The 11,438-nt window shown below is 44.3% G+C and carries 12 protein-coding genes; 8 read left to right on the top strand and 4 right to left on the bottom strand.

Annotated elements, in window-relative coordinates; translation table 11 throughout:
• Window positions 1–111: 111 nt before the first annotated feature.
• Window positions 112–237 carry a hypothetical protein gene (locus F6J94_RS21670; protein WP_293044046.1) on the top strand — a complete coding sequence of 42 codons (126 nt, stop codon included), beginning with the start codon at window positions 112–114 and terminating at the stop codon, window positions 235–237.
• 5 nt (window positions 238–242) lie between these two features.
• Here F6J94_RS21670 and F6J94_RS21665 read toward each other — a convergent pair whose 3' ends face one another.
• Entirely contained in the window at window positions 243–1,442 is a 1,200-nt protein-coding gene (locus F6J94_RS21665; RefSeq protein ID WP_367142253.1) for a tetratricopeptide repeat protein, read from the bottom strand.
• A gap of 111 nt (window positions 1,443–1,553) precedes the next feature.
• Here F6J94_RS21665 and F6J94_RS21660 point away from each other — a divergent pair, with 111 nt between their 5' ends.
• Window positions 1,554–1,706 (top strand): hypothetical protein, encoded by a 153-nt coding sequence (locus F6J94_RS21660; RefSeq protein ID WP_293044044.1) that lies wholly within the window; start codon window positions 1,554–1,556, stop codon window positions 1,704–1,706.
• A 10-nt stretch (window positions 1,707–1,716) separates the two neighbouring features.
• Here F6J94_RS21660 and F6J94_RS21655 read toward each other — a convergent pair whose 3' ends face one another.
• Entirely contained in the window at window positions 1,717–2,796 is a 1,080-nt protein-coding gene (locus F6J94_RS21655) for a PIN/TRAM domain-containing protein (protein WP_293022060.1), read from the bottom strand.
• A 390-nt stretch (window positions 2,797–3,186) separates the two neighbouring features.
• Here F6J94_RS21655 and hemW point away from each other — a divergent pair, with 390 nt between their 5' ends.
• The 3 genes from hemW (at window position 3,187) to F6J94_RS21640 (ending at window position 6,204) form a co-directional block, all read left to right on the top strand.
• Window positions 3,187–4,449 (top strand): radical SAM family heme chaperone HemW, encoded by a 1,263-nt coding sequence (gene hemW, locus F6J94_RS21650; RefSeq protein WP_293044042.1) that lies wholly within the window; start codon window positions 3,187–3,189, stop codon window positions 4,447–4,449.
• 61 nt (window positions 4,450–4,510) lie between these two features.
• Entirely contained in the window at window positions 4,511–5,362 is an 852-nt protein-coding gene (gene rsmI / locus F6J94_RS21645) for a 16S rRNA (cytidine(1402)-2'-O)-methyltransferase (protein WP_293044040.1), read from the top strand.
• A 245-nt stretch (window positions 5,363–5,607) separates the two neighbouring features.
• Window positions 5,608–6,204 (top strand): YdcF family protein, encoded by a 597-nt coding sequence (locus F6J94_RS21640; RefSeq protein ID WP_293022055.1) that lies wholly within the window; start codon window positions 5,608–5,610, stop codon window positions 6,202–6,204.
• On the opposite strand, the gene F6J94_RS21635 is transcribed toward F6J94_RS21640, so the two are convergent.
• Both F6J94_RS21635 and F6J94_RS21630 read right to left on the bottom strand, forming a co-directional pair.
• On the bottom strand, window positions 6,197–6,496 hold the full coding sequence (locus F6J94_RS21635) for a DUF2288 domain-containing protein (protein ID WP_075904108.1): 300 nt from the start codon (window positions 6,494–6,496) through the stop codon (window positions 6,197–6,199). The genes F6J94_RS21640 and F6J94_RS21635 overlap by 8 nt on opposite strands.
• A gap of 165 nt (window positions 6,497–6,661) precedes the next feature.
• The gene (locus F6J94_RS21630) at window positions 6,662–6,802 is read right to left on the bottom strand and encodes a CopG family transcriptional regulator (RefSeq protein ID WP_293044038.1); all 141 of its coding nucleotides are present in this window, start codon (window positions 6,800–6,802) and stop codon (window positions 6,662–6,664) included.
• Window positions 6,803–6,878: 76 nt separating this feature from the next.
• On the opposite strand from F6J94_RS21630, the gene F6J94_RS21625 reads away from it, so the two are divergent.
• The 3 genes from F6J94_RS21625 to F6J94_RS21615 all read left to right on the top strand — a co-directional run bounded on the left by F6J94_RS21625 (window position 6,879) and on the right by F6J94_RS21615 (window position 11,175).
• Window positions 6,879–8,123, top strand: coding sequence for a transposase (locus F6J94_RS21625; RefSeq protein WP_293044036.1), 1,245 nt, complete (start codon window positions 6,879–6,881; stop codon window positions 8,121–8,123).
• A 271-nt stretch (window positions 8,124–8,394) separates the two neighbouring features.
• Window positions 8,395–10,896: a transglycosylase domain-containing protein gene (locus F6J94_RS21620; protein WP_293044048.1), complete on the top strand. Its 2,502-nt coding sequence runs from the start codon at window positions 8,395–8,397 to the stop codon at window positions 10,894–10,896.
• A 54-nt stretch (window positions 10,897–10,950) separates the two neighbouring features.
• Entirely contained in the window at window positions 10,951–11,175 is a 225-nt protein-coding gene (locus tag F6J94_RS21615) for a hypothetical protein (protein ID WP_293044034.1), read from the top strand.
• The last annotated feature ends 263 nt before the right edge of the window (window positions 11,176–11,438 follow it).

Raw genomic sequence — 11,438 nt, 5'->3', positions numbered from 1 at the left:
GAAATTAACGATTACGGCTTCTTCAGTAACTAGTAAGCTAAGTTAAATCTTAAAATAGGGAGTAGGGAGTAGTTTTTGAAGAGACTTAAAGGTTAAAGGGAGCCCATTTAAATGAAGACAGGCTTATACAGCATTTTTCATAACTATGAGCTAAACAGGATTTTTTCCCTCTTCCCACTTCCGACTTCTCTGTTCCCTGTTCCGGTGATCCGCTGTTCCCTGTTCCCTAATACTTAATAAAATTAAACCTGAAATCCCATAGCGTAAAGTCCCTGACGAAGACGCTGAGCTTCAGCCGGGTTATGGGTTTCGTGAAGTGCGATCGCTTTTTTAAATGCCGATAAACTCTGATCAACCTTGCCCAATTTCAGCCAAACCACTCCCAAGTTTTGATAAGCCTCTCCATACTCTGGGTTGAGTTGAATCGCTTGCTGATAGGATGCGATCGCATTTTCCATCTGACCCAAAGCCTTCCAAGTCATGCCCAGATTATTATGTCCAAGGGCAAAACTTGGGTCTATCTTCACAGCCATTTCATAAGCAGTTTTGGCGTGATTCAACTCCCCTGCTTGTAACAACAAACTGCCCAAGTTATTGTAAGCTCCTAATTTCAACTGGGGCAAAATCGGTTGTTGAATCGCCTGTTGATAATGTATTGCTCCTGAATTAAGCTCTCCTTGGCGAGTATAAGCATTCCCCAGATGGTAGTGCAGTTCAAATAATACCGCTGGCTCTAGCTTAGTGCTAGTTAAACCACGCTTGAGTAACTCCACACCCTGGTCTACTTGATTATTTTGAATATAAAGCGCCCCGAGTTTACTACACACATAAGCATCAAACGGATGACTAGCCAGATAGCCTTCCATCGCCGTAAGGGCTCTAGTCAACTTATTGCGTGATGCGATCGCATCACGGCTATAACCGTAGTGTAAGATTCCCACCTGGGATAGAGACACCAGCTGCCATTGGGGTTCTCGTTGTAACACTTGCGCTACAGTATCATCAACCATAGCATGATAGGGGCGAGAAAAGCGAATATCTGGGTGATAGCGAAATAAACGGGACACCAGAGAATAGGGAGATTGAGTAGCACCCACTTCTTGCCGGACTAGATTAATAACTAGATAGGAACTATTTTGGATAGCCTGCTTGATTTCCGGTACAACTTCCGGTTTCAACACTTCATCAGCATCCAACACCAGCACCCATTCCCCTTGCACATACTTCAACGCCTGATTGCGAGCAGCTGCAAAATCATTGCACCATTCAAACTGTTCAACTTTAGCGCCATAGCTTTGCGCCACCTCAATCGTCCGATCCGTTGAACCTGTGTCTAGGACGACCATCTCATCCACTACATTCTTGACACTATTCAAACATTGTGGTAATGATTCTTCCTCATCTTTAACAATCATGCATAGGCTAAGCATGGGATCAGTCATTAGGTTAGAAGGTTAGAAGGTTAGACGGTTGAAGGTTGAAGGTTAGACGGTTAGAAGGTTAGAAGGTTAGAAGGTTAGAGGGTTAGACGGTTAGAGTGTTGTTTCCGTAGCGTGGCCAATAGGCCAAGGTTGAAGATTAGAGCGTTAAAAATTGAAACCTGGATTGATAACCTTCAACCTTCAACCTTCAACCTTCAACCTTCAACCTTCAACCTTCAACCTTCAACCTTGGCCTATTGGCCACGCTACGCGAACAACCTATAAAACACCAATATCAAACCGTCACCGAAGCTTGAGGTCGAGCAAAAATCATCCTACCTGCTGAGGTCTGCAAGGCTGAGGTAACAATGACTGGCAGTTCAACACCCATGTGTTTATACCCTTCTTCTACCACTACCATTGTCCCATCATCTAGATAACCAACTCCCTGGGTAGGTTCTTTACCGCCCTTAAGGATTTTCAGCTCTAGGATGTCACCCGGTAGATACAGAGGACGCACGGCTTGGGCTAAATCATTGACATTCAACACTGGCACCTTTTGGAGCTTAGCCACTTTACTCAAGTTGTAATCATTAGTTAAAAGAGTGCCATTAATTTCCTGGGCAAAACGTACCAATTTGGTATCTACAGTTTGTAGGTCATCGTAATCAGCGGAATGGATCACCAAGCGTTCTGGGTAAACAGCTTGCATCCGATTTAGGATATCTAGCCCCCGCCGTCCCCGAGTGCGCTTCTGATCATTGGCAGCATCGGCAAGTTGCTGCAATTCTAGTAAGACAAACTGGGAAACCAGAATTTGGCCTTCGATAAAACCCGTCTCAAGCAGTGCTTCGATCCGACCATCAATGATACAGCTAGTATCTAAAACTTTACTCGAGGCTGGTTTGAGGGTGCCTTCTGCCACTAAAACTGATTCCAAGCTATTAGGATTGATTAGCTGCAAGAAGGTGCGACCATGGGTATCGGCTAGACTAACCCCCAAGAACGAAAACATCACACTTCCTAAAATGGCAGTCAGGGGTTTGATGAAGGAAAATTCCGAAGGGATGGGGAGTAAGAAAATTGGCGCTAGCATCAAATTAGCTAACAGCAGTCCCAGGATAAGACCAATAGCCCTGGTCAAAATTACCTCAATCGGCATTTTTCGCACTTGGGCTTCTACCCGACGGTAAGTTACTTGGGCCATTAACCCTAGTGCTAGTCCGATAATGGCACCAAAACATGCAGTAGTCGAGCGTAAAGCGGTCAAATTGCTGACTTGATCTTGCACATGACCGGGTAGCAATTCCACACTGTCGAAGCCTATGCTTGCTGCTGCTATGATAAATAAAAGTATAATGACGAAGTCAAGCATCCTTCCTTTCCAATTGGTTTTGTAGTTGTTTTTTTAGGAAAACTTTTTAAACGATGGCATAAACTGTCGTAAACCTGATAGTCAACAACTATATTTAGTATATCGTTTACATCGCTGTATTCTCTGATCCGACTTAGCTTCATTAAACCGTTGAATTGCCTAGGCTAACCGAGGGATAGCTTGGGCAATTCTATTCGCTGGAGTTATCTGCTCAAGGGAGTTACAGGTTTCCTACTGTTGACTCTTCTTAAGGGGCGAATCTCGCTCCGGAGAAGATTGAGGTTAGCCAAAAGATGATCACAAAACTAATAAAAAATTTATTTAATTAATAACTGTTCATCCCAACGGTCGGATTGGCTTACCTGATTGAAGTATTACCGTAAAAAGCCAGTGGTCAATTTATTACATAATTCTGAGAAAGATTGCGATTCTTTAAGAGTCAGTGCCGCCTATGTTCATATTCCCTTTTGCCGACGTCGATGCTATTACTGTGATTTTCCAGTCTCTGTGGTAGGGGATAACGCCACACAGGGTACCTCTAGCATGATTGACCAGTATGTCGAGGTGTTATGTCAGGAAATTAATATCACTCCACCGACCACAAGCAGTTTAGACACAGTTTTCTTTGGAGGTGGAACACCCTCCCTGCTGGCAGTTGAACAACTAGCAAAAATCCTAGACACCTTAGACAGGCGCTTTGGAATTGCAGCTGATGCGGAGATTTCCATGGAGATGGATCCAGGAACCTTCACCAAGGATCAGTTAAGGGGATACCGAGATTTGGGGGTCAATCGAGTCAGCTTAGGGGTTCAGGCATTTCAAGATAAATTATTGAGCAATTGTGGCCGTACCCATGACTCTAAAGATATAGTCACTGCGATCGAACTGATCCATCAAGTAGAGGTTCCCGAATTTAGTCTTGATTTAATCTCTGGTCTACCGGATCAAACCTTAGAACAATGGCAAAAGTCTCTGGAAATAACGGTCAAGATTGCCCCTACCCACATTTCCAGCTATGACCTAGTCCTTGAGCCTGTCACTGCCTTTGGCCGCCAGTACACCTCTGGAACTAAGCCTTTACCGACTGATGAAACCACTGCCGTGATGTACCGCTTAGCACAGCAGTTGTTTACTAGTGTGGGGTACGAACATTATGAAATTTCTAACTATGCCTTGCCTGGTCATCAATGCCGTCACAATCGGGTGTATTGGGAAAACCGCCCTTATTACGGTTTTGGCATGGGTGCGGCTAGCTATACTCAAGGATATCGGTTCACTAGACCACGCACGAGGCGGGAGTATTATGCTTGGGTGGAACAGTTGGTACAAGCAGGTGGGGTTTCGGATGGCTCACCCACAACTTCAGAGGATGTGTTGTTAGAAACCCTAATGCTAGGTCTACGCTTGGCAGAGGGGTTGAGTCTGTCTATGCTAGCTCAGAGGTTTGGGGAAAAAATTCTGGAACAGATTTGGACGGGTTTGCTGCAATACTACGGTTGTAACTGGGTAGAGGTTGTGGGAGATAATGGCGAAAGGGTTAATTTAACCTATGGTCAGAGGTTACCAGTAGCGGGACGGTTGAGATTAACTGACCCGGAAGGGTTTTTGTTCTCCAATACCATTCTGGCTGACTTGTTTCATCTGTTGGGGTAGGAGCCCGTGATTTGTTGATTAACCGCAAAGACGTAAGGGATGGCGAAGAAGACAAGTGGGAATGCTTTATGTGGTGGGAACACCAATTGGTAATTTGCAGGATATGACGTTTCGGGCAGTGGAAATTCTGCAATCGGTGGATTTGATTGCTGCGGAAGATACGCGCCATACCGGGAAGCTATTGCAGCATTTTCAAATTAAAACGCCGCAAGTGAGTTACCACAAACACAATCACGACCAGCGTTTACCCGAGTTGTTGAATCGCCTGGGTCAAGGAAATACCATTGCGTTGGTGACGGATGCTGGGATGCCAGGCATTTCTGACCCTGGCTATAAATTAGTGAAGGCTGTTATTGAGGAGGGGATATCGGTAGTGCCCATACCAGGTGCTACTGCTGGAATTACGGCATTAAGTGCTGCGGGATTACCGACAGATCGATTTGTGTTTGAAGGCTTTTTACCCACCAAGGGTCAAAGTCGAAAAAAACGTTTAGACTCTCTCAAGGGGGAACCAAGAACGTTGATTTTGTATGAAGGGCCTCACCGCGTGCTTAATACGTTGCGAGATTTGGCAAACTGTTTGGGAGAAAATCGTAGAATTGTATTGGCTAGGGAATTAACCAAATTGCATGAGGAGTTTTGGCGGGGAACTATTGGGGATGCGATCGCTCATTTTACTAAGCTAGAACCCAAGGGAGAGTTTACCCTAGTAATTGGTGGAGCTTCCCAAGACAAGCCTATGTTATCAAAAGCTGAACTAGAAGCTCAATTGATAGAGATTATGGCTCAGGGAGTATCGCGATCGCAAGCGAGTCGTCAGTTAGCTAAGCTAACTCAACTCCCCCGACGTCAACTCTATCAACTAGCGTTGACAATTCCTTCATCAGTTTTTCCGGTCAAGGACCAAGACTAAGCTTGATTGCTAAATCTTTCTCAATTTTTTGGTTTTTGTTGATTAACAAGTAACAAGTAACAAGTAGCAATTAACAATCAACAAGTAACAAGTAGCAAGTAAAAAGTAGCAAGTAACAAGTAGCAAGTAAAAAGTAGCAAGTAACAATCAACAATTAACAAGTAATGACTAATCCCTGAACAAAGCTGCGAACTTGCGCTTTGAGTTAAACAACGCCATCTATCTATTCGACATCTATTCGAGTTATGATTTTCAGGATTCACTCCCACTCATCAGCCCCTAACTATAAAGCTAAATTAATACCATGGGTGACACTCGTTTTAGCACTTACTCTGATGTTTGGTTACAAAAGGATTGAAAGCTATTTAGTGCAACCAAAAGTTGCCTTAGTTTTAGGGGGATCTGAAGCGCGGGAGAGATATGCTGCCAAATTTGCCATAAAGCACCCAGACCTCCAAATTTGGGTATCTTCCGGCAGCCCGAAGGGATATGCTCAACGGTTATTTACCCGGGAAGGAATTGAGGTCAGTCGCCTCCACCTAGACTACAAAGCGGTAGATACGGTGACTAACTTTACCACGTTAGTGGATCAGTTAGAAGCTCAGGACATCGATAGTGTCTATTTGATTACTTCTGACTATCATATGCGCCGTGCTCGCTTGATTGGTGATATCGTTCTTGGCAGTAGAGGAATTGTTCTCAAGCCGTTACCTGTTCCTTCCGAAAAGTCTCCTGAACCCCTTGATAAAGCTTTGCGAGATGGGGCTAGGGCTTTGTTTTGGTTGATGACAGGTCAGACAGGGGCTGAATTAGGGCAAGCCTCGAAAAGGTTAATCAAGTGAAGTCTGTTGAAAGTTCTTGCACCAGTACGTAGGGTTGTACAATCAGAGCCTGAAACCGCTTGTTCTGGTTGCTGTTCCAATTAGAGAGTTGCTCAAGCAAAGGCTTGTGCATTAGCTGCTCACTGATCCAATGTTGGACAGATAGCACATCATCGTTTGCGATCGCTACCCCAACATCCAACAAATCCAGTCCCTCATTCACCACCAGTACTGCATCTCGTTTAACATGAGGAATCAGTAAGTCCCAGGTTGTTTCATCCAGAGATTCCGCCAATTGTACTCTTAAATCCATGTTTAATTCAAGGTTTTCTTAACAGTTCTTTAAAAATACAGCAAAATCGTTCCGATGGTTTGTTAGATTTAACCATTTGAGCTTTTGGGCGACAGCCCCGCGCCCTACCTGAAAGGTGGGCGTCGGGAAGGATAGCCCGGTGATGGAATGAAATGGAATCACCAACTAAGAATCCTGGGGAACAGGGAGACGAGCTATAAAACTTCTAATCAATTCAGATGGGGTCATCCCTCTCTTGTCGGCTTCTTGTTTTAATTGTCGTTTTTCAAACTCAGTCACTCTGACTATCAACTTTTTATCTTTCATCTTTTCAGTATTTTGGGTGGTCATATGGATATCCATATGTTATATTAATAATAGGTCGATAAGCAAGAGGACAAAAATGAGAGCTGCATATCAATACCGATTAAGACTGACAAATTCACAAATTGCAAAAACAGAGAAATGGCTGGACATGTTGCGTCACCAGTACAACTACTTGTTGGCAGACAGGTTTAATTGGTTTGAGCATAATCGCTGTTCTATTAATTCTTGTCCCCTTGTTTGTTATTTGCCAGATCTAAGAAATAACCCTGACTACTTTTCCCAGAAGAAAACTCTACCTCAGCTAAAGAAAGATAGACCTTGGTATAGTGACATTCATGCTCACGTATTACAAGATTGCGTAAAGAGAGTCGATCTGGCTTTTAAGCGATTTATTAAGGGAGAAAGTAATGGTAAAAAGAGTGGAAGACCTCGATTTAAAGGTAAAAACAGATATAAATCGTTTACTTTTCCTTCTCTATCCAAGAATCCTATAAATGGCAACATCTTGACTCTTCCAAAATTTGGAAAAGTCAAGATTATTTATCACAGACCTATCCCAGAAGGATTCAAAATCAAAACAGCTACCATAACTCGAAAAGCTGACGGCTACTATGTCACACTGTCCATTCAGGATGATTCTGTTCCCGATATTATCCCGATCGACAGTGTAACTAATCCTATTGGCATAGATATGGGTCTTAAGTCTTTCCTGATGAAGTCTGATGGGGCTGAGATTCCTATTCCTCAGTACTATCGAAAGGCTCAAAAACGGCTCAAGAAAATCCAAAAAGCTGTCAGTAGGTCAAAAAAAGGCAGCAACAATAGAAAAAAGGCTGTAAGTAAACTAGGTAAAGCTCATAAAAAGGTAGCTGATACCAGAAAAGACTTCCATTTCAAGACCGCAAAAGAACTACTAGACCATCACGACCTAGTAGCTCACGAGAAGCTCAACATTAAAGGTTTGGCCAAAACCAAATTGGCTAAATCGATATTAGATGCTGGTTGGGGACAATTCTTGTCTATCTTATCAACCAAAGCCGTTCGCGTAGCGTGGCCTACGGCCTTAAATGCTGGGTTGGTTACAGTTGCGGTGAACCCCCGAAATACTAGCAAAAATTGCTCTAATTGTGGCAAAAAAGTGCAAAAAAAATTAAAAGACCGCATCCATTCTTGTCCTCATTGTGGTTACGTGGCTGACAGGGATGTAAATGCGGCAATTAATGTATTGAATTTGGCGGTAGGGCATTCCGTCAGAAGTAAAGCTTGCCGAGCAACCGAAGCAATAGCTGGTGTTGGCAAGAAGCCCGCACTGTCCCGTTAGGGCAGTGTCGGGAGTATGTCACCAAAGCTCTAATCACCTCAGGTTTCCACCTCAGCCTTCCTCTAACCATTGGGTCAGGACTTACGCGGTGAAGTTTATTTCGCCCCCCTATCCCCCCAATTCTGGGGGGTAATGATGTCAAAGTACCCCATAATTGGGGTATTTAGGGGGCAAATGCGTAAGTCCTGTGGGTTATAACGGTTCTCATAGTAATGAGCTACACAAGATTGTTTCCCTGATGAGAAATTCGATTAACATCATCAAACAGAAAATGTGGTTGAGGCTAAATCCCAAACATCGGCGCGCTGTAAAATTAGCCCTTGGCTTGGCGCTGCTTGGCATCACGGTGCGATCGCTTCCCTATCTTGCTCCCATTCGTGCTAAAGATTTAGTTCAGGATGACCTAGCGGTAGAATTTCGTGACCGCAATGGTTTATCCCTAGGCACAATCCTCAGTCGAGACCAAGACCATACTGCGGTTGTCCCTCTCGAGCAAATTTCCCCGCACTTTATCCATGCTATTCTCGCCGCAGAAGATGGAGAGTTTTATCACCATGGGGCATTAGAGATGCGGGCAATTATGCGATCGCTAATTGAAGCCATTGAGGCGAAACGCATTGTCAGTGGTGCCTCCACCATCACCATGCAACTGGCACGGATGCTGGAACCCAACCCCCGCACTCTACCTGCCAAATTCCAAGAAATTTGGCTATCCTGGCGATTAGCAGCAGGGATGAGTAAAGATGAAATCTTGGCAGCCTATATCAACCGACTCCCCATGGGTGGCAATATCTATGGCTTAGAAGCTGCTGCTCGGATTTATTTTGGCATGCCCGCCAGTGAACTCAATGTTGCTCAAGCCAGCCTATTAGCTGGTCTACCCAATAATCCTAATTATCTCAATCCTTATTATTACTGGGATGCTGCCAAACGGCGGCAAATCTATGTGCTCAAGCGAATGGTAGAGGATGGCTATATCACCGCTACTCAAGCAGACCAAGCTTATGAGGAAGCCATTTCCCTACTACCTCGACAGCAAGGAATAATTGCCGCACCACACTTTTTATTTTTGGTTGCCAACCAATTACCATCAGAGCATCCCTCCCAAATCCGTACTACTATCGACCGTCCCCTACAGGAATTTGTTGAAGCCCAAGTGCAGCAAGTAGTTCGCGACCTTGCCCCTAAAAATGTCCATCACGCTGCTGCTATTGTCATTGAGAATCAATCCGGTGAAGTATACGCCTATGTCGGCTCTCCCGATTACTTTTCCGAAGCTGAATTAGGACGCAATGACGGAGTCCAAGCCCTACGTCAACCTGGTTCCACCCTCAAACCTTTTTTATATCACTTAGCCCTAGAGCAACGCATTATTCGTCCCAACACCGTCTTAGCTGATATCCCTACCTATTACGCCATTCCCGGAGCTAGACTCTACAGTCCCACCGATTACAGCGAAACTTTCCTCGGACCAGTTCGCATTCGCGTTGCTCTAGCCAATTCCCTTAATATCCCAGCAGTTAGGGTATTGGAAAAAGTTGGAGTATCAAACTTTCTGTTGCACTTACATCAACTAGGCTTTGAACACCTAACCCAGTCTCCAGAACATTATGGATTAGGATTAACCCTAGGTAGTGGCGAAGTTAGTCTTTGGGAACTAGCTCGCGCCTACCTCACCCTAGCACGACTTGGACAACCCACATCCGTTGTCACTACGCTATCTAGCCCCTCGCCAAATAGGGATGATTTGTCGGTTTATCGAAGACAGGGAAGACAGGAAAGTAAACAATTGTCAGATCATCGAGCAAGTAAGCAAAGCCCACTATTCAAGCTACCCTACTCGAACGCCAAAGGCGAACAACCAAATAACCTTAAACATTCCAACCTTAAACATTCCAACCTTGAACTTTCAACCCTTTCAACCTGGGCATTAATAACAGATATACTGAGTGACCCTCAAGCTCGTGCTCAGGGGTTTGGTGTCGATTCAGTACTGAATTTACCTTTTCCCGCTGCCGTTAAAACTGGCACCTCTTCTAATTTCCGAGATACTTGGACTGTGGGATTCACCAAAAACTATACCGTTGCCACTTGGGTAGGTAATTTTAATGGTGAGCCCATGGAACAAGTGTCTGGGGTGATTGGTGCTGCTCCCCTCTGGCATCGGATTATGTTACACCTGCATCAATCTCAAGAACCTGCTCCGTTTCAAGCTCCTCCCGGTTTAGTCCAACGTCCAGTGTGCGCCCTTTCCGGTTTGCGTCCCACTCCTGCTTGTCCAACTGTTGTCCAGGAATACTTCTATCCAGACGACCTCCAGGATTACGAACGTCAATCCGATACGTTTTATCAGATGACCAGTGTTGGAACTAATCAGCAATCGCCCCAGTACATCGTTAATTTACCTGATGAGTACAACGAGTGGTTAGCAAGACAACCGCAAGGAAATCTAGCGCCAGGGAAACTAAAAATTTTGTCTCCTCGGGAGGGGGATTTGTACATGCTATACCCTACTGAATCGGATCAAGATAGCAACAGTGCTGTTCAACGGCTAGAGTTCAAGGTGGCTGGGCTAAAGTCTGAGTCGGTCGAGTGGTGGTTGAATGGAGAAAAGCTAACTAGCAACTCATCCAATTCCTTCTTTTGGCCTCTGGGTCCTGGTGATTGGACATTGGAGGTAAAAAGCGGTGACATTAGCGATCGCGTCACTTTCAAGGTGCAGTTAGCAGAAAATCCACCAACTCGCCGGGGGTTTTCTATTGCTAGTCCTTAGTAATTTGTTAATTGTAAATAGTTAATTTCTAATTGATCAGATAGGGGAGTTTCAGTGGTTCGATTTTTTATGGCAAATTTCAGGAAATATCTGTTGGCAGCTGCGATCGCTGTCTTACTCATCCCAGTACTGATTCTAACGAATTATACCTATACTCGGCAACTAAAATCAAACATCAATGCTAGTGAAGTCTATAAAATCCGCTCTTTTCATAGCAAAGATTGCATTGGCAAATTCTATATGGGTCGAGAAATTGCTAAAGTGATGGGACATCAGTAAATGTTGTGGCTGGAACGCCCTAGCAGGGAATCCCAAGAGCCACCTTCTGTAGTTATTGATGCTCTTAATTTAAGACCTACATAACTGTTGCAGATATTGGAGCAGGCACTGGTTATTTTAGCTTTCGAATCGCTCCGTTGGTACCTGAATGAAAAGTATTAGCAGTAGATATTCAGCCATAAATGATCGACGTTATTGACTTTTTAACAGAAGATAATAATGTTAATAACGTCGAGACAATATTAGGAAGTTTAACTGACCCA

The sequence above is a fragment of the Moorena sp. SIO1F2 genome (assembly GCF_010672755.1).
Lineage (GTDB): Bacteria > Cyanobacteriota > Cyanobacteriia > Cyanobacteriales > Coleofasciculaceae > Moorena.
The sequence above is the reverse complement of the archived record's forward strand: the minus strand, read 5'-3'. Positions and strand labels throughout refer to the sequence as shown.